The 20,662-nt window shown below is 70.1% G+C and carries 18 protein-coding genes and 1 pseudogene; 10 read left to right on the forward strand and 9 right to left on the reverse strand.

The window, feature by feature from the left end:
* Positions 1–52 precede the first annotated feature (52 nt).
* Positions 53–610: a cyclase family protein gene (locus ABZS37_RS09880; RefSeq protein ID WP_355167366.1), complete on the reverse strand. Its 558-nt coding sequence runs from the start codon at positions 608–610 to the stop codon at positions 53–55.
* On the opposite strand from ABZS37_RS09880, the pseudogene ABZS37_RS09885 reads away from it, so the two are divergent.
* A pseudogene (locus tag ABZS37_RS09885) lies at positions 549–837 on the forward strand (VOC family protein). The gene ABZS37_RS09880 and the pseudogene ABZS37_RS09885 overlap by 62 nt on opposite strands.
* Before the next feature lie 41 nt (positions 838–878).
* Here the strand turns inward: ABZS37_RS09885 and ABZS37_RS09890 are convergent.
* The 4 genes from ABZS37_RS09890 to ABZS37_RS09905 all read right to left on the reverse strand — a co-directional run bounded on the left by ABZS37_RS09890 (position 879) and on the right by ABZS37_RS09905 (position 4,174).
* Positions 879–1,760 carry a fructosamine kinase family protein gene (locus tag ABZS37_RS09890; RefSeq protein ID WP_355167368.1) on the reverse strand — a complete coding sequence of 294 codons (882 nt, stop codon included), beginning with the start codon at positions 1,758–1,760 and terminating at the stop codon, positions 879–881.
* A gap of 187 nt (positions 1,761–1,947) precedes the next feature.
* Positions 1,948–2,403 (reverse strand): hypothetical protein, encoded by a 456-nt coding sequence (locus tag ABZS37_RS09895; protein WP_355167370.1) that lies wholly within the window; start codon positions 2,401–2,403, stop codon positions 1,948–1,950.
* A gap of 176 nt (positions 2,404–2,579) precedes the next feature.
* The gene (locus tag ABZS37_RS09900) at positions 2,580–3,104 is read right to left on the reverse strand and encodes a hypothetical protein (protein ID WP_355167372.1); all 525 of its coding nucleotides are present in this window, start codon (positions 3,102–3,104) and stop codon (positions 2,580–2,582) included.
* 206 nt (positions 3,105–3,310) lie between these two features.
* Positions 3,311–4,174 carry an LLM class F420-dependent oxidoreductase gene (locus tag ABZS37_RS09905; protein WP_355167374.1) on the reverse strand — a complete coding sequence of 288 codons (864 nt, stop codon included), beginning with the start codon at positions 4,172–4,174 and terminating at the stop codon, positions 3,311–3,313.
* Positions 4,175–5,154: 980 nt separating this feature from the next.
* On the opposite strand from ABZS37_RS09905, the gene ABZS37_RS09910 reads away from it, so the two are divergent.
* From ABZS37_RS09910 to ABZS37_RS09920, 3 genes are all read left to right on the forward strand, one after another.
* Positions 5,155–7,131, forward strand: a complete 1,977-nt coding sequence (locus ABZS37_RS09910) for a heavy metal translocating P-type ATPase (RefSeq protein WP_355167470.1) — start codon at positions 5,155–5,157, stop codon at positions 7,129–7,131.
* A 55-nt stretch (positions 7,132–7,186) separates the two neighbouring features.
* Positions 7,187–7,609, forward strand: a complete 423-nt coding sequence (locus ABZS37_RS09915; RefSeq protein ID WP_355167376.1) for a hypothetical protein — start codon at positions 7,187–7,189, stop codon at positions 7,607–7,609.
* A 94-nt stretch (positions 7,610–7,703) separates the two neighbouring features.
* Positions 7,704–8,369: a DUF305 domain-containing protein gene (locus tag ABZS37_RS09920; RefSeq protein ID WP_355167378.1), complete on the forward strand. Its 666-nt coding sequence runs from the start codon at positions 7,704–7,706 to the stop codon at positions 8,367–8,369.
* A gap of 44 nt (positions 8,370–8,413) precedes the next feature.
* On the opposite strand, the gene ABZS37_RS09925 is transcribed toward ABZS37_RS09920, so the two are convergent.
* Complete coding sequence (locus tag ABZS37_RS09925) at positions 8,414–11,200, reverse strand: LuxR C-terminal-related transcriptional regulator (protein ID WP_355167380.1); 2,787 nt, start codon at positions 11,198–11,200, stop codon at positions 8,414–8,416.
* 151 nt (positions 11,201–11,351) lie between these two features.
* Here ABZS37_RS09925 and ABZS37_RS09930 point away from each other — a divergent pair, with 151 nt between their 5' ends.
* Together ABZS37_RS09930 and ABZS37_RS09935 are read left to right on the forward strand one after the other, a co-directional pair.
* Positions 11,352–11,696: a DUF1801 domain-containing protein gene (locus ABZS37_RS09930; RefSeq protein ID WP_354993545.1), complete on the forward strand. Its 345-nt coding sequence runs from the start codon at positions 11,352–11,354 to the stop codon at positions 11,694–11,696.
* A 65-nt stretch (positions 11,697–11,761) separates the two neighbouring features.
* Complete coding sequence (locus ABZS37_RS09935; RefSeq protein WP_355167382.1) at positions 11,762–12,700, forward strand: hypothetical protein; 939 nt, start codon at positions 11,762–11,764, stop codon at positions 12,698–12,700.
* Between the two features lie 47 nt (positions 12,701–12,747).
* Here the strand turns inward: ABZS37_RS09935 and ABZS37_RS09940 are convergent, their stop codons facing one another.
* Positions 12,748–14,730, reverse strand: a complete 1,983-nt coding sequence (locus ABZS37_RS09940; protein ID WP_355167384.1) for a GTP-binding protein — start codon at positions 14,728–14,730, stop codon at positions 12,748–12,750.
* A 467-nt stretch (positions 14,731–15,197) separates the two neighbouring features.
* Between ABZS37_RS09940 and ABZS37_RS09945 the strand changes: the two genes are divergently transcribed.
* Complete coding sequence (locus tag ABZS37_RS09945) at positions 15,198–16,427, forward strand: cellulose-binding domain-containing protein (protein ID WP_355167386.1); 1,230 nt, start codon at positions 15,198–15,200, stop codon at positions 16,425–16,427.
* Between the two features lie 39 nt (positions 16,428–16,466).
* Here the strand turns inward: ABZS37_RS09945 and ABZS37_RS09950 are convergent, their stop codons facing one another.
* A complete protein-coding gene (locus ABZS37_RS09950) occupies positions 16,467–17,339 on the reverse strand; it encodes a helix-turn-helix transcriptional regulator (protein ID WP_355167388.1) in 873 nt (290 codons plus the stop codon).
* 180 nt (positions 17,340–17,519) lie between these two features.
* On the opposite strand from ABZS37_RS09950, the gene ABZS37_RS09955 reads away from it, so the two are divergent.
* Both ABZS37_RS09955 and ABZS37_RS09960 read left to right on the forward strand, forming a co-directional pair.
* Positions 17,520–17,951, forward strand: coding sequence for a cupin domain-containing protein (locus tag ABZS37_RS09955; RefSeq protein ID WP_355167390.1), 432 nt, complete (start codon positions 17,520–17,522; stop codon positions 17,949–17,951).
* A gap of 69 nt (positions 17,952–18,020) precedes the next feature.
* A complete protein-coding gene (locus ABZS37_RS09960) occupies positions 18,021–19,040 on the forward strand; it encodes an alcohol dehydrogenase catalytic domain-containing protein (protein ID WP_355167392.1) in 1,020 nt (339 codons plus the stop codon).
* Positions 19,041–19,405: 365 nt separating this feature from the next.
* Here ABZS37_RS09960 and map read toward each other — a convergent pair whose 3' ends face one another.
* Positions 19,406–20,224, reverse strand: a complete 819-nt coding sequence (map, locus tag ABZS37_RS09965) for a type I methionyl aminopeptidase (protein ID WP_355167394.1) — start codon at positions 20,222–20,224, stop codon at positions 19,406–19,408.
* A gap of 90 nt (positions 20,225–20,314) precedes the next feature.
* On the opposite strand from map, the gene ABZS37_RS09970 reads away from it, so the two are divergent.
* The gene (locus tag ABZS37_RS09970) at positions 20,315–20,581 is read left to right on the forward strand and encodes a helix-turn-helix transcriptional regulator (RefSeq protein WP_355167396.1); all 267 of its coding nucleotides are present in this window, start codon (positions 20,315–20,317) and stop codon (positions 20,579–20,581) included.
* Positions 20,582–20,662: the final 81 nt, after the last annotated feature.

Raw genomic sequence — 20,662 nt, forward strand, 5'->3', positions numbered from 1 at the left:
GCGATCCAGGTGTGTCTCTTCCCAGGTTTTGATCGCGACCACGGAACCGCGGTCAGAAGGTGGCGATCGGGTTGACCGGGCTGCCCGACGTACCGGCGAAGCGGACCGGCGCGACTGCGAGCTGGAGGTCCCACTGGCCGAGCTCGGCAGCCGTTGCCGCGCACGCCTCCAGGTCGCAGTTGTCGAGCAGCCACAGACCCATCGCGACGAGACTCACGGCGTGAACCGGCATCAACACGTCTTCGTACCCCGACGGCTGAACGTCCTGGGGGGTGTCCGCGCCGATCAGCGCGACGCCGCGTTCGTGTAGCCACGGCAGGCAGGATGCGTGCCAGCCGGCCTGCGTGAAAACGCTGGCCTCACCGGCCTCGTGCCGGGCGCGGCCGTAGCCGGTCCGCAGGAGTACCGCATCGCCGGATCGCACCCGTACACCCTGGCGACGCTCGGCCTCCTCGAGATCGTCGGGAAACACACCCTGCCCCGGATCTTGCCGCCGCCGAACGAGGCGGTCGCGGTCCCACTGCTGCTGGCCCGCATAGGCTGTCGTGGTGCGGATCGACCTGGTCGCCCTGATCGTCGACGAGTACGACCCTACGATCGCGTTCTTCACCGACGTACTCGGCTTCCACCTCGTCGAGGACTCCCCACCGCTAACCAATGACGGTAGCTGGCCGAGTCGGGTTCTTCTTCCACGTCGACGACTTCGACGCGGCTTACCGGCGGATCGTCGAGGCCGGTGTCACCTTCGTCCGGGAACCGCAGACCGAGCCCTATGGCCGGGTCGCGGTCTTCCTCGACATCGCCGGCAACCGGTGGGACCTGCTTGGGGCCGGCTGACGTCGCACCACTTGCCAGTGCGGCGCCAAGGTCACACTTGGTCAGGATCGCGTCCGGAACGGGGCAAGGACGGCACGGATCTGGTCACCTGCGCCCCAGTCGTCGTCGAACTGGGCCAGCACGGCGAGGTGTTGCCGCAGCTGGACAATCGGCATGCGAGCCCGCCAGTCGCCGTCGAGAGAGGTCAGGTCCGCATAGACCTCGAACATTCGTCGCGCCTCGGGCGGGGGCGAGGTGGACCACACATGGGCGAGGTCGACCTCGGCCCACATGTACGACACGGCCGGATCGATCAGCGCGGGCCGCCCGTCTGGAGTGGCCAAGATGTTTTGAACCCACAGGTCGCCGTGCGTCAGGCATGCCGGCTGGTCCGGCAGCAGATCGGGCAGCCGGTGACACAACCGCTCCAGCGCCGCCCGGTCTCCGGCATCCAGTGCCGCCTCAACGCGAGGCTGCCCGAGCCACCGAAGCAGCCGGTGCTCTGCGAAGAATGCGAAGCCGTCGTCATTCCACGTATTGATTTGGCGGCGGCGACCCAGCCAGTTGTCGTGGTGCCAGCCGAAGCGAGGATGGGTCGTGCTCATGTGCATGCCGGCGAGCACGTGTGCGAACTGCTCCCAGAAGATCTCGCTGTGCGGCCTCGGCCGGAGCACCGACAACACGAGCAGTTCCCGGTCCGCCAGGATCACCTCGGGTGTCGCCACCCCGCCGAGCTCGCGTAGGGCGGCCAGCCCTGCGGCCTCCGCGACGAAGACGTCGTCGGCCGGGGCTTCGGCGAAGGCCTTGACGAACACCGACGGTGCGTCCCGGCGGGTGGCGATGCCCGCGAGCGCCGCGACGCCACCCGTCACCGGCTCCACCGTGACGACCTCGCGCATCCCGGCCCGCAGCAGGCGCTCCAGCAGGACCGTCGTCGAGCGCATCAGGACGGATGCACCTCCTGGTCCTTGGTCGCCCCGGCGCCGAGGTCGCCCTCCGCCGCCTCGACGTAGCCGTCGAGCGAGGTGAGCATCGAGTAGAGGAGCACTGTGTGCGTGTCACCAAACGAGCACTCTGGGTCGGTCTCGTGGCCTGGGGAAGCCGGAAGCGCAGGTGCCCGGGCTGATGCCCTCAATCGAGGCAGTGGACGTGGACGACGATGTGCTGTGGCTGACCGCCCGTGTCTCGGTGTAGGACCTCAAGCTCGACCCGGTGCCGGTCCACTGAGACCGGGCCGTCCTTCTCGCCGGCCAAGCAGGTTGGATAGGTGCCATCGTGGTGCAGTGTCCCGCTTACGTCCTGCCAGCTTTCGGCGATCACTGAGTAGATCGTGTCGCCATCGAGAGGGCCCCGTAGAGCCTCGTCTTCCTCAAATGCGATGGACCTGGTCTGGTCGTTCGACCAGGTGACCGTCCCAACGAGCAGTTCCGGCTTGGCGGTGTGCGGATCGTCGGCAAGCCTGCCCGCTCCGAAGCCGCCGACCAGCCCTACCGCGACCAGCGCCAGGCCGAATGCACTCGTCGCGAGGCGACGATTTGGTGGGATAGCGACGGCAACTTGCCCCGAGTCGGCGGATGCCACTGGCATGCCTGCAAGGTACGCGATCCGCGCCCACTGGGCTGGCCCCAAAGAGCGCACTCTCCTGCCGCCGTTCATGCGCTGCGGCACGTCAGGTGTCGGTCGAGCAGTGGACGCTCAGGGGCATGTTCCATCAGCGGTGCGGTTCCGGCCAGTGGGAACTAGCGTCACACGACCGTTGAAGATCACGCCTTGCGGCGTAGTTCGCGCAACACTCCGTGCCGGCGCGCGGTCCACACGAGGCGCCGGACGCTCGGGTGCCGCACGAACAACACCGCCACCCGGCGGATCAAGCCGAACCGGTTGTCGCTCACCTGGTTGTCAACAGCCTGCCAGATCAGCTCGCGCACCTTGGCGCTGTCCAGCACCGCCCGTACCTCCCGCCGCACCGCAGGATCCTCGGCCGCCGAAGCGATGGCGGCCGCCTGACCCGGCCGGTCCGCAAGCGGCTCCACCACCGCTGCGACGAGCGGCCGGCGCACCTCGTCCTGCTCCAGCATCAGCAAGACCGCCTCCCGAATCTCGATCGTGTCCAGGCCGGATCGCAGCAGGCTCAGCAGGCTGATCTCAACCTCGCGATCATGATCCGCAACGGACAGCGTGGCCAGCAGAACCGACACCTCGTCGAGATCGATGAGGTGGCGCACTCCGTTGCGGAACTCCGGCAGCCCCCATGCAACCTGCAGAGCCTTCACGAGATTGCGGTTCATGAGCCATCCGCTACCCGGAAGCGACAGTCGGCGAAACCCCGCGACCTATCCGGTCCAACGCATCGGCCACGACCCCCGTTGGACCGGGCAGGCTACCTACCGTGTGAGCTGGGGCGTCGCCGCGACGACTTCGGTGCGTCAGGCCGGGACAGCCAGACAGCTCGCGCCGGCCGGCGTTGTGGCTCTCTCGATCAGGTACCGCCGAGTCAGATCAGAACTGCGGCGAGAGCGCGGAACGCGTCGGCGGGGAATGTCGTGGCGTCGCCGCCGTTGAGTACCTGGATTGCTACCTCGTCCGCCCCGGCCTGGTAGTGCTTGTCCAGCCCGGCCGCGACCTTTTCGGCGGTGCCCCAGGGAATCAGGGCGTCGACGAGGCGGTCGCTGCCGCCTCCGGCGAAGTCCTCGTCGGTCCAGCCGAATCGCCGCAGGTTGTTGGTGTAGTTCGGCAGGGCGAGGTATCCGCTCGTGTACTGCCGTGCGGTGGCACGCGCGATGGTGGCGTCCGGTTCGAGGACCACCGCGACCTCGGGAGCGAGCAGCCGGTCAGGCCCGAGTGCCGCCCGGGCCTCGGCGGTGTGCTCCGCAGGGACGAAGTACGGGTGCGCGCCGGCTGAACGGTCGCGGGAGAGCTCAAGCATCCGCGGGCCGAGTGCGGCCAGGATCCGCCGCTCGGGAGGGAGTCCGGCCGCGTCGAGACCGTCGAGGTACTCCACCATCTTCGAGTACGGCTTGCGGTAGCTTGTGCCGCCGCCTTCCACCAGCACCGCGTGGCTGGCGCCCAGACCGAGCAGGAACCGGCCGGGATGGGCCTGCTCCGCGTCCTGGGCAAACGCCGCCACCTCAGGGGGCGACGAGTGCCAGATGCTTACAATCCCTGACGCGACCCCGATGCGCTTGGTCCCGTCCAGGATCTCCCGGAAGCGTGGGGCGACGTTCTCCTCGAAACCGCCCGAGAACCAGAGCCGTGAATAGCCGAGCTCCTCCAACTCGGTCGCGGCATCGATGGCCGCGCCCTGACTCGCGCTACCAAGGAAGAACGGTTGCCATACGCTGACGAGTCGCTGTGCCATACCGAAACACTACCCACCAGCTCCTGGGTCCTACGCGAGACGGGTTGATCCCCGACGACGCGTCCGAGGTCACTGTGCTGCAACGGTGTTGCGGGGTCGAGCAGGTTGTCGTCAAACGACACCAGGGCCATACGTGGCTGGCTGGCGACCTGGCACATGAGCCGGGGAAGAAGCGGCCGAATCCGCACCTCCGTCCTCGCACCAGGACAAAAATCGGTGGCCTCGCCAACGGCCCCGTCCTACCTTGCAGCTGGATCGTTCTTCTCCGACCCGCTCACGAGAGGACTTCACCCCGCGTGACGCCGCCTGCTCTTTAGACCTGACACCTTGCCGCGCATCGGTCGCCGACGTCGCCGTCGGCTCATTCCCATGCCTTTCGTCAGATCTTAAGAGGGATCATGTCTACGCGTCCTCATATCGTGCTGTCCTGGATTCTTCAGCGCACGGGCCTTCCCCTGCTCGCCTGCGTTTTCTGCGACCGCAACCACAAGATCACCCTTTACGATCGCGTCCCGGTCCGGTACCTGGATCCGATCCTCCTGAGGGACTACTCCGGCAACTCATTGGTTCGCGTTCCCCTCGACCGTCCCACCCGACGCGCTGATCGCCGGGCGCAACCGGTTCGCCCAGGGTCTGAGGCGAGGGGTGAGGCAAATTGGCCTCGCCCCGGGCTGCATCACTCGGCGGTCCGCGCGCGGTCGCTGATGACCGGGCGCGAACGAGTGTCCGGGCCGGCCCGATACCGGCGACGAAGGTGAACGCCAGGGTGCGATGCGCCGGGACCACGATACCCGTGGGGGGTATAGTCATCGGTCAGGGAGGCGATGACGATGTCGCACGAACACGACAGCACGCCGATGGTGCCGACGGGCAGCCGTCCACACGGGGAGCGCGACACAGCAGCCCCTCCTGCCAGCCCTGGTCACGAGGGACACGGCGGGCAGGGTGGGCATGACAAGCACGCCGGGCACGACCCGGAGATGTTCCGGCGCAGGTTCTGGCTGAGCCTGGTGCTGACGGTGCCGATCGTGGCCACCAGTCACATGGTGATGGACTGGTTCGACTACCGGCTGGACTTCCCCGGCATCGGTTGGGTCGGGCCGGTGCTGGGCACGGTGGTGTTCGCCTGGGGAGGGTGGCCGTTCCTGCAGGGCGCGGTACGGGAGGTCCTCGACCGGGCGCCGGGGATGATGCTGCTGATCGCGATGGCGATCACCGTGGCGTACGCGGCGTCGCTTGCCACCGCGGCCGGCGCGTTCGACCTGGACTTCTGGTGGGAACTGGCCGCCCTGGTCACCATCATGCTGCTGGGGCACTGGCAGGAGATGAAGGCCATCGGGCAGGCACAGGGCGCCCTGTCGGCCCTGGCCGCGCTGCTGCCCGACGACGCCGAACGCCTCGACCCGCATGGCCAGCCGCAGCGGGTGAGCCTGGCCGACCTGACGGTCGGGGACGTTGTCCTCGTGCGCCCGGGCGCACGGGTGCCGGCCGACGGCACGATCATCGACGGCGACGCAGAGATGGACGAGTCCATGATCACCGGCGAGTCCCGGCCGGTGTCGCGCACCTCGGGTGGGCGGGTCGTCGCCGGCACCATCGCCACGGACGCGGCGATCCGGGTCCGTGTTGACGCCGTCGGCGCGGACACCGCCCTGGCCGGCATCCAGCGACTCGTGGCGCAGGCGCAGCAGTCGAGCGGCCGGGCGCAGGTTCTGGCCGACCGGTTCGCCGCGTGGCTGTTCTACATCGCCACTGCCACCGCCGTGCTGACCATGCTGGTCTGGACGCTGATCGGCAACCTCGACCAGGCCGTCGTGCGAACCGTCACCGTCCTGGTGATCGCCTGCCCCCACGCTCTCGGCCTGGCCATCCCGCTGGTTATCGCCCTGTCCACCGCGGTCGCGGCGAAGGGCGGCATCCTGGTCAAGGACCGCCTCGCGCTGGAGCGGATGCGCACCGTCGACGCGGTGCTGTTCGACAAGACCGGCACCCTCACGCGCGGGCAACACGTCCTCACCGGCGTAGCCGCCACCGCCGACACCAGCGACGACGACGTCCTGGCCATCGCCGCCGCCGTGGAAGCCGACAGCGAACATCCGCTGGCCCGGGCCATCGTCGCCGCGGCCGCCGACCGCGGCCTTACCCGCCGCGGCTCCGGCTTCCAATCGCTGACCGGACGGGGCGTACGCGCCGACGTCGACGCCGCCACCTTTGCCGTCGGCGGACCCGCCCTGCTACGCGAACTGCGGGCAACCGTTCCCGAGGCCCTGCGGCAACACCAGGACGACTGGGTGCGGCGCGGTGCCGCCGTACTGCACCTGCTGCGCCTGCACGACGGCGACCGGGCCAGCGTCGTCGGCGCCCTGGCACTCGAGGACCAGGTGCGTCCCGAGGCCCGGCAGGCCATCACAGAATTGCGCCAACAGGGTATCCGCAAGATCGCGATGATCACCGGGGACGCCCGGTCCGTCGCCGAGGCCGTCGCCGCCGACCTCGGGTTCCGCCCCGGGGAGGACGAGGTGTTTGCCGAAGTGCTGCCCGCCGACAAGGACGAGGCCGTGGCCGCCCTTCAGAAGCGGGGCCTGCGGGTGGCGATGGTCGGCGACGGCGTCAACGACGCCCCCGCCCTGGCCCGCGCCGACGTCGGTATCGCCATCGGCGCTGGCACCGACGTCGCCATCGAGTCCGCCGGAGTGGTCCTGGCCTCATCCGACCCCCGCGCCGTCACCGCGGTGATCCGACTGTCCCGGGCCTCCTACCGCAAGATGATCCAGAACCTGGCCTGGGCCGCCGGCTACAACGTGATCGCCCTGCCTCTGGCAGCCGGTGTCCTCGCCTGGGCCGGCGTCACACTCAGTCCGGCGATCGGAGCGGTGCTCATGTCCGCGTCCACCATCGTCGTCGCGCTCAACGCCCAACTCCTGCGCCGGGTACGACTGCGCCCGGCCGCCGAGTAACAGTCCTGGTGGCGAGATCTGAACGACGACCGAGCGACAGGCTAGCGTGGAGGCTGTGACAGCGCGAGCAGCACGAACCGGCCCCCTGGTCCGGTTCGTGCTGCTCGCCTGCACCCTCGTCGGGTTGGCCGCGATGCACAGCCTCGGTCACGACCCGGCCCCGCCCACCACCGGCACCGGCGCTCACACCGCGGCGATGCCCGCGCCAGCCGGCCAGCACGACGACTGCGCGGGCGACGGCTGCGCCCAGGCGATCACCGCTCCGGCAAGCCACGACGGACACATGCCCTCCTGGGCGGTCTGCCTGGCCATCCTCGGCGCGTTCACCCTCACCATCGCGCTCGGCCTCGCTCTGCTGACCGAGACCAAGATTGTCCGTTCCGGCCTGCGGCCAACAGTCCGCGCCGCCTGGTCCCGCGGGCCGCCAGCGCGCCTCATCGGACTTCACCTCGCCTCGGTATCGGTGCAGCGCACATAGGAGCTGCCGCGCGGCAGAGGGCGACACGTCGTCGCCCTGCCGCATGCCCGTTCCTGTCCCGCAGCTCCAGCATTACCGAGAGGCAGTACCTGCGATGACTCGCATCTACCTGCGCCGTGCCTTCGTGGCCGGCGTCAGCATCACCACCGCGTTCACCCTGAGCGCCTGCGGCTCCTCCAGCAACCACAACACCGACGCCGAGCACACCGTCACCAGCAGCCCCACCCACGGCACAGGCCAGACCAACCCCGGTGCCGGAAACGCGGCGGACGTCATGTTCGCCCAGATGATGATCCCGCACCACCAGCAGGCGGTGCAGATGGCCGACCTCGCCGCCACCCGCGCCGTCGACACCGACGTCAGGCAACTGGCCGCCCAGATCAAGGCCGCGCAAGCCCCCGAGGTCGCCACCATGACCCGCTGGCTGGCTGGCTGGGGCACACCCGCCCCCACCGCCGGGATGCCAGGAATGGATCACGGCATGCCCGGCATGAGCGGCAGCCCGACGCCCGGGATGGGCCACGGTATGCCCGGCATGATGACCGAGGCGGACATGGCGAAGCTCACCGTCGCGATCGGCGGGGACTTCGACAAACAGTTCCTCACCATGATGATCGCCCACCACCAGGGCGCCATCGCCATGGCCAAGGACGAACTCACCAACGGCGCCAACACCGACGCCAAGAACCTCGCCCAACAGATCATCGACGACCAGCAGGCAGAGATCGTCACCGTGAACAAGATCCTGGCTCGACTCTGACGTCATTCGGTGCCCGGGCGTCATTCCGACGCCCGGGCACCGGGTCACATCAACACGCCACTATTGATCCCCACGTCGTTAGGGGTTCGAAGCCCCTGAGCCGAGATCCCGACGCCGAGGGCCGCGAGGTCTCGCCGGCCCTCGGCGGCACGGTCGGGTAACAGCAGGAGCGTGCAGGCTCGTTCGAACCGGGCGCCGATGCGCTCCCATCCCGCCACCGAGGCGGTGAGGGCGGCGGTGTCGCCGTACAGGCGGCCTCGGGCGCGGGCGGTGCAGGCGGCGGCCCACGCGCTCTCGTTCCGCTCGGCGGCCGATAGCAGGTCCGGTGCGTCGGGGAGTTCGGCGACGACGGCCAGTTCGGCGCCCACCGCCCGCGAGTAGGGCGGAGACCAACTGCGGATGCCGTCGAACGTCCGGCGGACAAGCGCGGCGGCGTCCTGGATCCGCCCGGTGTGCACGGCGAGCCGTGCGTCGACCATCGACACGAACGTGGAGTACGGGGGTAGCTCCCCGATGACCTCGATTGCGCGGGAACGCCACAGCGTGCACTCCTCGTCGTCGCCGCGCAGCCCGTGGACGAGGGCGACCGCGGCCATCGGCGGCGACATCGTGCCGGTGCGCGGACGGCCGGCCCGCCGCCAACCCTCCCACGCGGTGCCCGCCATCCGCAGCGCCTCGTCGAAGCGTCCGCTGAGCACCAGCGGCGTGATCAGGAGGGCGGCCGAGTAGTAGGAGCTGCCGGCGAGGTCGTCGTCCACTGTCCGCTGGCCGATCGACAGGGCGGCCGGCAGGTCACCGACGCCGAGGGCGGCCAGGTGGGCCATCCGGTACGTGTCGACGATCTCCGGGGCGGCGCCCGGGTCGTGCCGGGACATCGCGGGCAGCAGGGTCAACCGTTCATCCACGATCCGGCGAACGTCCGCGCCCCGCCCTGCCACGATGTCGGCGGTGGCCACCGCGTCCAGAGCCGCGCTGATCAGCACCGGATCGCCGGTGGCCCGGGCGGCTGCCACGGCGGCCTCGGCGAGCGCCGGGTCGGCCTCGTACCTGTTGGAGGTCGCGGCCCAGGCCGCCGCCTCGGCGAGGCGGGCCACCACCACGGCGTCGCTCGACCCGTCGGCTGCCGATATCGCCTCGTCGAGGAGGTCACGCAGGCGCTCGTACGGAACCTCGGCGGCGAACCCTGCCGGGTGCCGCCGCGCGGTGGTGACCGCCTGCGCCAGCGCGATGGCCGTGGCCCCACGATCCCCGGCCGCACGGGCCCGCTGCGCGGCGGCCAGCAACAGGTCGAAGGGCCGCTGACCGTCGTCGCCGATCGCATGGGAAACGGCGGAGGCCGCGTAGAGGTTCGCCGCGGCCTCGCCCGGAGCGGGGGCCCGTTCGGCGGTGGTCCGGTAGTGGCCGAGCGATTCCATCAGGAACCGCCGCGCGTAGGCGAGGTGTGCCAGTGCCTGGGCCAGCCGGTGCGGCAGCTCACCCGGCCCTTCGGGGGCGACGGCGAGGGCGGCTCTCAGATCGTCGGCGACGCCGTCGAACTCTTCGTACCACCCGTCGCCGTCCAGCCTCGTCTCCAACTCGGTGGCGACGTGCGCCGCCCAGCGCAGGTGCCGGTCCTGGATCTCCGGCCGCTCGCCCGACACGTCCAGCTGTTCGCTGGCGAACGCGCGTACCGTCTGCAGCAGTCGCCACCGGGCCGCTCCGCCCCGGCGGTGCACGCTGACCAGGCTCTTGTCCGCCAACCTGCCAAGCACGTCCGCAACCGCACCGCGGGTGCACCCGGCAGGGCTCACCCCGGCGACGGCGGTGAGGTCGAACGCCCCGGCGAAGACGGCGAGCCGCCGGAACAGTGCCTGTTCCTCGTCATCGAGCAGGTCGTGGCTCCAGTCGATGACCGCACGCAGCGAGTGGTGCCGCTCGTCCACACCCCTACCGCCGGCCACCAGCCGTAGCTGGTCATCGAGCGCCGCCAACAACCCGTTCTCGCCCAGGGTGGCACTGCGGGCCGCAGCCAACTCGATGGCCAGCGGCATACCGTCCAGTCGCGCGCACAGCTTGGCGACCACCACGGGATCCGCCCCGAACCCGGGGTCCGCGGCGGTAGCGCGGTCGATGAAGAGTCGCTCGGCGTCGGACTCCAGCGGCAGCGGACCCAGCGGTACGACACGCTCACCTCGTACGCCGAGGCGTTCCCTGCTGGTGGCGAGGATGTGGGTACGCGGACAGGCGGCCAGCACCCGCTCCGCGAACGGCGCCACCACGTCGATCACATGCTCGCAGTTGTCCAGCACCAGCAGCGATCGACTCTCTCCGAGCCGCTCCACCACCGCGTCCTCCAGCGACTGCTGGGGGCGCTCGCTGACGCCGAGCGCGGTGGCCACCGCCTGTGCGACGTACCCGCCGCGGGCCGGGACGAGGTCGACGAACGCGCCGCCGGCGGGAAAGGAGGGCCCCGCCGCCCCGGCGATCCGGGCCGCCAGCCGGGTCTTCCCCATCCCGCCTGGCCCCACCACGGTCACGAGTCGAGCGCCGCGCAGCGTCTCCAGCAGGTGCTCGCGCTCGGCGCTCCGTCCGACGAAAGTGGTGAGCGCCGATGGCAGGCCGGCCAGCCGGCCAGGCACCGGTGCCCCCGCCTGCATCTGTACGGCAAGGTCGCCGAGCGCCCTCCGGTCGGCGACGCCGTACTTGCGCAGCAGCGAGGAGACGTGATTCTCCACGGTCCGCACGGAGATGTGCAGCCTGCCGGCGATGTCGGCGTTCGGCAGGCGCGCGCCGAGCATGACGAGTACCTCGAGCTCTCGCTTCGACGCTCCGGCGGGATGCGTGACCTCCATCGCCCCATCATGCTCGACGCTGGATCAGTAGTGCGTAGTCCAATGAGTGGTGGAATGGGTGGTCGCCGCCGATGCCCGTCCCGACTCCCGTGCAGCAGGCTCTACCGGGCTGACCCGCGCTTCCCAGTGAACAGCGATGAAGGAGGAGACCGTGAACGACGATGTCACCCAGTACATCAACAAGACGCAGCCGTGGCAGATCGACGTATGTGAAAAACTACGTGCGATGGTCGACCAGACCATCCCAGGTGTCGAGGAACGGCTTCAGTACGGCAAGCCGCATTACCTGAAGAACGGCCACTACGCGGCAGTCATCGCGGTAGCCAAGTCCAAGGTCTCGTTCATGGTCTTCAACGCGACGGACATCCCCGAGGTCAAGGGATTCCTCCGGGCCATGGGCAACGGTGAACGCAAGACTGTCGACATCACAGAAGGGCAGGACGTCGACTACGGCGCACTCGCCAGCATCCTGGGAAAGACCACGGCTACCTTATAGTTCCCAGCGTGAAACAGACTGCCCATGGGCGGCCGACGTGGACGCTCGCGCCAGGTTCGCCGTTGGTGCGGCCTTATCGCGACGACGTGTTGGTGTCGGTGTCGATCGGACCGGCCGGCGACCTTTTCGCGCTCTGGGCCAACGCGGCCGACGGCGCGGCGATGGGGTCGGTCACCACCCAAGCGGGTGGGGCGACATTCCCTGACCCGACCACCGACCGTACCGTCACGGTGCGGGGAAGCAGGCAGGCCGGCGACAGCGTCCACGTCACGTCGTTGCAGGGGATGACGGTGGCCTATCCATCGGTGCAGCCCCTGCCGCAGGGACGGTTGCTGGTGGTCGGAGCGCGGTGCCGGTGGCGTCCGGACGGCCCGGACCGCAACGCGGTCATCTACGACAGCGACGGACACGTCGAGGTCTCGGCAACTCTCGGCGACGGCATCGAGCATGTCTTGACCACGACCTCGGGCGAGGTGTGGGTGGGGTACTTCGATGAGGGCGTGTACGGCAACTACGGCTGGGGTGGCGGGAACGCCCCGCCGCCGATCGGCGACAGGGGCCTGATCCGCTTCTCACCCGAGCTGCGGCCGGTGTGGCGGTTCCCGTCCCATGTGGACGGGACCATGGGCGCGATCAGTGACTGCTACGCCCTCAACGTCACCGACGACGCGGTCTGGACCTGCTACTACACCGACTTCCCGATCGTGCGGGTCCGAGGTGGCGAGGTCACCGGTTGGCGCAACTCGATCGACGGAGCCAGAGCCCTGGCTGTCAGCGGCACCCGGATCGGATTGCTGGGCGGGTACGGGCCGAACAAGGACCGGCTCGTCGTCGGGGAACTGGACAGCGATGCGCTGCGTGTCGCCGACGAGTACGGGCTCGTCCTGCCCGACGGCGGCCCGCTTCCGACCCGTGTGACGGCTGTCGGCCGCGGGCCGGTGCTGCACCTGGTCACCAACGAGCACTGGTACCAGCTGCACCTGGATGACGTTCCCGCCAGGTGAAGAGGGGTTGAAACGGGTGCGGTGCCGGTGCCCGCACCAGCGAAGTTTCAGGATCGGTTCCTTGGCTGGCCGAGGAAGCGCAGGTACTCCACCCGGTCGAACGGGTTGCCGTCGGTGCGGGGCCGGCGCGGCGGGTCACCGGAGATCAGGCGGTCGCCGCCGGGCACCGACGACCACAACCCTTCCCCGCTGGACAGGTCCGGCAGCCGCCGCTGCGCCTCCGGCTCGAGCCGCGCCGGCAGCACCCCGCTGATCCGCCAGCCGGCCGCGATTTCGTCGGTGCCGTCGATCCGGGCGCCGAGCCGACCCAGGTACGACGTGACCGAGCCGAGCCGGTCGGCGGGTACCTCCGCCTCGAACCGGCGACACGGCTCGAAGACCCTGGTGCCGGCCTCGGCGAGCGCCTGCATGAGGACGTACGGCGCCAGGTCCCGGAAGTGCCCGGCCGTGGTGATCGGCGACCAGTAGCCGCTGTTGGTGAGGGTGACCCGGATGTCGGTGACCGGCCAGCCGTAACAACCCTGGTCGAGAGCAGCCCGGGTGGCCTCCTCGATGGCCTTGTGGAACGACAGCGGCAGCGAGCCGAGCTCCACCTCCAGCCGGTAGTCCACCCCGGAGCCGGGCTCGACCCGGAACCCGACCGTGCCGAAGAAGCCGTGCCCGATGATCTCCACCGCCCTGCCGGTGTCGGTTGGCCGCTCGACGTGCATGAGCCGGCCCGGCCCGAACTCCGCCTCGATCCCGTACGCCTCGGCCAGCGTGGCGGCCAGCACCTCGCGCTGCACTTCGCCGTAGAGCAGCACACTCGTGCCGCCGTCCGGGGGCACCCGGGTCCGGATGAACGGGTCGGCGTCCGCGATGTCCAGCAGCGCGGCGTGCAGCGCCAGCGTCCGGGCCGGGTCGCGGGGTCGAACCACCGCCTCCAGGGTCGGCGCCGGAAAGTACGACCGCCCGTCGAGGCCGGCTGGGCTGCCGAGCTGGTCGCCGAGGCGTACCCCGGTCAGGCCGGCGACCCGGGCGATGTACCCGGCGGTCAGCGCGGCCGGCCCATGGTCCCGCCCGGTCGGGTCGGCGTGGTCGGTGCCCGCGCCGATCACGTCGAGCCGGGTGATCCGGGCGCGGGTCGCGGTGATCCGGCCGTCCGGCTCCCGGCGGTACGCGATGACCCGCTGCCGCGCCCGGAGCTGCCCGCCATACGACCGCAGGTACGCCACCCGCTCGCCGGCGAGGTCGCGTTCGATGGCGAAGACCCGGGCCCGCGGCTCGGGCTCCGCCGACGGCGACACCGGGAGCAAGGCTGCGATGGCGTCCAGCAGTTCCGGTACGCCGGCGCCGGACAGCGCCGAGCCGAACAGCAGCGGGTGGACCTGTCCGGCCGCGGTCTGCACCCGGAGCGCCTCGTCGATCCGGTCCGGGTCGGGCGGCAGGTCGTCCACCAGGGCGGCCAGCAGCTCGTCGTCGTGCTCGGCGAGGGCCTCGGCGAGCCGGTAGGCGCCGCTCCGGTCGTACCGCGGATCGTGGAGCCGGAAGGCGGCCTCGGGGGTGCCGGGCGCGCGGACCGTGCCCAGCGGGGCGACAGCCGGGGTGAGTAGCCGGCGCACGTCCGCGACCAGCTCGTCGACGCGGGCGCCCACCCGGTCGATCTTGTTTACGAAGATCAGCGTGGGTAGCCGGAGCGACCGGAGGATCCGCATGATCCGCCGACTGTGCGGCTGTACCCCCTCGACGGCCGACAGCACCAGGATTGCCGCGTCCAGGACCCCGAGCGCGCGTTCGACCTCGGCCACGAAGTCGCTGTGCCCGGGGGTGTCGAGCAGGTTGACCTGGCAGTCGCGTACCGGGAACGCGGCGACGGCGCTGCGGATGGTGATGCCCCGGCGGCGCTCGATCTCGCCGGTGTCGGTCTGGGTGGTGCCCGCGTCGACGCTGCCGAGCCCGTCGATGACGCCGGTGGCGTGCAGCAGGCGTTCGGTCAGGCTGGTCTTACCGGCGTCGACGTGGGCGAGAATGCCAAGGTTGACGGTCTTCATGGGCTGACGGGTCCTCGAAAGCTCGCGTCCGGATGGGCGGGAAGGTTTCGAGTCCTCGCATTGCCGTACTCCCGTCGGTCGGTTCGATCCCGTCATGGCGCCAGCCCGGCGGAACCCGGTCAAGTCGGGTTCATCGTCGGGTCAGGCTGGCACGGTCGCGGCCGGCCGGTCCACCGAAATAACGCTCAGCCGGTCGGGCGGCTCGCAATGGCTTGATCTCACCCGGACCGCTGACGCTTGAATAGATAGGAATTTGTCAATAGATTGAGGTTGGGCACCGCCGGGGTCCGGGCGACCGGGCCGTCGGCGACTGACAGGTCCACCCCGAGCCGGGCATTTCGGTCGTCCGCACCGACCAGCTGTGGCGCGCCGCCGCGCCGCACCCAGGGCGCGTTGTCGCGCCGCGTCCGTCCAGGACGCGCGCCGCCGCGCCGCCTCCGTCCAGCTCGATGGCAGAAGGACCTCTCATGACGATTCTCCGCGCCCGCCCCGTCCCGACCCTGGCAGTCGTCGCCGCGCTGGCCGCCGCCGTGACCGCGACCGGAACGGTCCTGCTCACCGGCTCGGCCGCCGCCGCCCAGGGCTGCCGGGTCGACTACACGCCCAACCAGTGGCCCGGCGGATTCACCGCCAACATCAAGGTCGCCCCCGGCGACACCGCCGTCTCCAGTTGGACCGTCACCTGGACGTACGCCGCGGACGAGCGCGTCACGAACGGCTGGAACGCCACGGTCAGCCAGTCCGGATCGACGGTGACCGCCCGCAACATGTCGTACAACGGCAGCATCCCGGCCGGCGGCTCCACCGAGTTCGGCGTGCAGGGCACGTTCGGCTCCAGCGGCGGCGCGCCGACCGGGTTCAGCCTGAACGGCGTACCGTGCAACGGCACCGGGCCGACCCCGACCAGCGCGCCGCCGACCAGTGCGCCGCCCACCACGCCCCCGCCCACCATGCCCCCGCCGACCAGTGCGCCGCCGACCAGTGCGCCGCCCACCACGCCCCCGCCGACCGGGTGCGCCGGGGCGGTGCTCTGCGACGGCTTCGAGAACCAGACCGGCTCGACGCCGTCCGGCGACTGGACCGTGGTGAACCCGGACTGTTCCGGCGCCGGCACAGCCGCCATCGACACGGCCGTCACGCACAGCGGCAGCCGAGCGGTCCGGATCAACGGCGCGGCCGGTTACTGCAACCACGTCTTCATCAGGTCCACGAAGAACCTCAGCAGCGTGGGCAGTGTCCGGTACGGCCGGATCTGGGTACGGCACACCACCGCCCAGCCCACCGATCACACCACGATGATGGCGATGACCGACGCCGCAGACGGCAACAAGGACCTGCGGATGGGCGGCCAGAACGGCACCATGCAGTGGAACCGCGCCTCCGACGACGCGACCCTGCCCGAGCAGAGCCCGGCCGGGGTGGCGCAGAGCGTGCCGCTACCCACCAATCGGTGGGCCTGCGTGGAGTTCATGGTGGACGGGTCGGCCGGTCAGCTCCGTACCTGGCTGGACGGCACCGCCATCACCGGGCTGACCGCGGACGGCGTACCGACGCACGACATCGACGGCCAGTGGTACAACCGCACCTGGCGGCCGCAGCTCACCGACCTGAAGCTGGGCTGGGAAAGCTACGGCGGCGGGGCCGACACCCTCTGGTACGACGACGTCGCGATCGGGTCCAGTCGGATCGGCTGCTGACTCGTCGTTCCGGACTGGATCGACGACCCGCTGTGCTGCTCAGCGCTGGTCGGCTGAGGTGTCGACCGGTGTGCTGGTCGCGGCCCAGCTGGCCAGCAGACGCAGCGCGTCGCCGGAGGGTGTGCCGGCTGCCGCGCTGTAGGCGGTGAGGGTCAGTCCGGGGTCGGCCGGGAGAGGCATGGCCTCGAATGCCAGGTCGAGCCGGCCGGCAACCGGGTGCTGGAAGTGTTTGACGCCGGTGTGGTGCAGACGCACGTTGTGGGCCGCCCACCGGGTGCGGAAGTCGTCGCTGCGAGTGGCGAGCTCGCCGACCAGGTCGCTGAGGGCTTTGTCGTACGGGTCCCGGCCGGCTTCGGTGCGCAGCAGCGCGACGGTGGTGTTGGCCGCGTCGTCCCAGTGTGGGTAGAGGTCGTCGGCGCGGCGGTCGAGGAAGCAGAACCGCGCCAGGTTGACCGGACGGTCCGGGCTGTCGAAGGCCGGTGCGTACAGGGCCCGGCCGAGCTGGTTGGCGGCGAGGATGTCGAGGCGGCCGTTTCGGACGAAGGCCGGGGCCTCCGTCATGGCGTCGAGCAGGCCCTGCACGCCGGGCCGGATCTGCTGCTTGACCGACCGGCGTCGAATGCGCGGGGTGTTGGCGGTGCGGGCAAGGTCGTACAGGTGGGAGCGTTCGGCTTCGTCGAGCCGCAAGGCACGGGCGATGGCGTCCAGGACGCTGTCGGAGGCGCCCGAGAGGTTGCCGCGCTCCAGCCGGGTGTAGTAGTCGGGGCTGACTCCGGCGAGCATGGCGACCTCGGCTCGGCGCAGCCCGGCGACGCGGCGGGTGCCGCCGAAGGACGGCAGGCCGGCCTGTTCGGGGGTGATCCTGGCGCGTCGGGAAGCCAGGAATTCGCGGACGTCGTCCTGGTTCTCCATGTCCGCCACGCTACGGCCCCCGCCGTACGGCAGAGGGGTTCTGTCATTACCTGTTTCGACAACCCCTCCCACGGGCGGCCTGGGGCAGGTTTCATGGATGACGTGAGCCGCGACGGCGAGCGTTTCCGCTGCTCGGCCTGCTGCCGCTGGGTCGAGCGATGATGCGCCCAACCTGGCCCAATGTCCGAGACCGAGGAGCACGACATGGAACTCAAGCCGGTCAGCCCCACCGTGAAGACGCCCGCTTCGTGGTTCACCGGGGACGTCTACCTGACCCCGATCTACAACGGGACGGAGCCGTCGCGGATGACCGTGGCGCTGGTCCGTTTCACTCCGGGCGCCCGTTCGAACTGGCACTCCCACGCCGTGGGCCAGACATTGCACGTCACTGAGGGTGTCGGCTTGGTCGGCATTCGCGACGGATCCGTGGTGCGCATCCACGCCGGCGAGACGGTCATCTGCCCGCCCGGCGAGGAGCACTGGCACGGCGCCGCAGCGGACACGTTCATGAGCCACCTGGCCCTGCTCGAGGCCCTGCCCGGCGGCGAGGACCCCACCACGTGGCTCGAAGCCGTCACCGACGAGCAGTACCAGACGGCGAACCAGCACTGACCCCCGCCCGCGACATCCTCAACAACAACCGCACATCAACCCCTTGCTTCAACCCGAAGGAAACAACACATGCGTGCCACCCTGATGTACGGCGCCGGCGACGTCCGCGTCGAGTCCATGCCCGACCCGACCATCCAGCAACCCACAGATGCGATCGTTCGCATCGTGCGCGCCTGTGTCTGCGGCAGTGACCTGCACCCGTACCACGACCTGCCCGTGCGGGAGCAAGGGATGCAGATGGGGCACGAGTTCATCGGCGTCGTCGAACAGATCGGGGCCGACGTCGCTACCGTCAAGCGCGGCGACCTGGTCGTCGCCTCCTTCTCCTACCAGGACAACACCTGCGAGTTCTGCCGTGCCGGCCTCCAGACCGCCTGCGTACACGTCGGATTCTTCAGCGCCGCCCAGGCGGAACTGATCCGCGTCCCGCTCGCCGACGGCACCCTCGTGGCCCTGCCCGTGGACACCGACTCCGCACTGCTGCCCTCGCTGTTGACCCTGGCCGACGTGTATGGCACCGGCTACCACGCCGCCAAGCGCGCGAACGTCGCCGAGGGTGACACCGTCGCGGTCATCGGTGACGGTGCGGTCGGGCTGCTCGCCGTGCTGTCCGCCAAGCAGCTGGGTGCCCAGCGCATCATCCTGATGGGACGCCACAAGGTCCGTACGGATCTGGGCCGCGAGTTCGGTGCCACCGACGTGGTCGCCGAGCGCGGTGAGGAAGGCATCGCGAAGGTCCGCGACCTGACCGGCGGTGGGGCGCCCAAGGTCCTGGAAGCGGTCGGGCACCGGCCTGCCTACGACCAAGCCGTCGGCATCGTCCGCTCGGGAGGTGTCATCAGCCGCGTCGGCGTACCTCAGTACGAGGAGGCGCCGGTCGGCTTCGCCAGCCTGTTCGGCCGCAACATCACCCTCAACGGCGGCCCGGCCCCCGTGCGCGCCTACATCGGCGAGCTGCTGCCCGGCATCCTCGACGGCACCGTCGACCCCGGCAAGGTCTTCGACCGGACCGTCTCGCTCGAGGACGTGCCCGAGGGCTACCGGGCCATGGACGACCGCGAGGCCCTCAAGGTGCTCATCGCGTTCTGACGAGTCACCTCAGGATCCGCTCGGGTACCGGCGGAGGGTCCGCCCGCGGGACGCTTTCGAGCTGATGTCGTAAACGGATCAGTGGTCGGCTGGCGCCACCGCGGCTGAGACGCCACCCGATGTCACAAACGATTCAGCTCGAAAGCGTCGTACGACCCCTCGACCACGAACCACCTCGGCCACCACCACCGCCCCCAGGGAGCACCTAATTACCCGTGCAAGCCAGCATGACGAGGCACCAGACGTGCGACGGCTCCATGAGCCGTTTCAAGGTTGCGCCGGTTAGGACGCACTCGGTCAGCTGCTGCGACAGCCCCGCTGTGGCCGGGCCGCGCGGCCACGGGCCCGCGCGGCATAGGAGCGGGTCAGGGTGCGGTGGCGGGCTTTTTGGTGGGATCGGCCGAGGTGGCGCCGTGAGTGGGGCGGCGGGTCAGAACCTGGGGGCCGGATGCGGTGACGGCGATGGTGTGCTCGGAGTGGGCGGTGCGGGAGCCGTCGGCCGAGCGGATCGTCCAGCCGTCCTTGTCGAACTTGATCTTGTCGGTAGAGCGGCAGAACCAGGGCTCGATGGCGATGGTGAGGCCGGGGTCGAGTTTCATGCCGCGGCGGGCGCGCCCGTTGTTGGAGACGTGCGGGGCCTCGTGCATGGTGCGGCCGATGCCGTGGCCGCCGAACTCGGCGTTGACGCCGTAGCCGTAGGAGTGGGCGACCTCGCCGATCGCGGCGGAGATGTCGCCGAGCCGGCCGCCGGGCCTGGCGGCGGTGATGCCGGCCTCCAGTGCGACCTCGGTGGCCTCGATCAGCTTCAGGTCGGCCGGGTCGGGGGTGCCGACGATGACGGAGAGCGCGGAGTCGGCGACCCAGCCGTCGATGCCGGCCGCCATGTCGATGCTGAGCAGGTCACCGTCCCGCAGAACATAGTCGTGCGGCAGGCCGTGCAGCACCGCGTCGTTGACCGACAGGCACAGCACGTTGCGGAACGGGCCGCGGCCGAACGAAGGGGCGTAGTCCCAGTAGCAGGATTCGGCACCGCGTTCCTTGATCCGGCGGCGGGCGTGGTGTTCGAGATCCATCAGGTTGACGCCGACTGCCGCCACACCGCTCAGCTCGGCGAGTAGTTCGCCGACGAACTGGCCGGTCACCGCCATCCGGCCGATCTCCTCGGCGGACTTGAGCTCGATCACGACAGTCTCCCTCTCCGGATGCGGTATTTTTATACCGTTATTTTTATACCACGCCAGGTCGGGGATGCTCCGGAGGGCTATCCTGCTGCCATGGTTCGCCAACCACTCACCACCGAACAGATCGCAGCGGGCCAGCGCCTTGGAACCGCCCTCCGGGCCGCACGGGCCGGCCGTAGCCTCGTCGAGGTGGCCCTGTCAGCCGGCATCTCTCCCGAGACGCTGCGCAAGATCGAGGCGGGCCGCCTTCCCGCACCGGCGTTCGGCACCGTGGTCTGCCTCAGCCAGGCCCTCGACGTCCCCCTCAGCGACCTGGCCACCGTCTGGCTGGCTGACATGCCCATCCGCCAAGCGTCCTAGAGACCAGCCGCGTACTCCCTTGGGAGATCCGTCTCAGAGGTCGGGTGCCGATGGTCCAGAAGTACCTACTCGTCCGGGATC

It is taken from the genome of Micromonospora sp. NPDC005413, assembly GCF_040606435.1.
Classification (GTDB): domain Bacteria; phylum Actinomycetota; class Actinomycetes; order Mycobacteriales; family Micromonosporaceae; genus Micromonospora.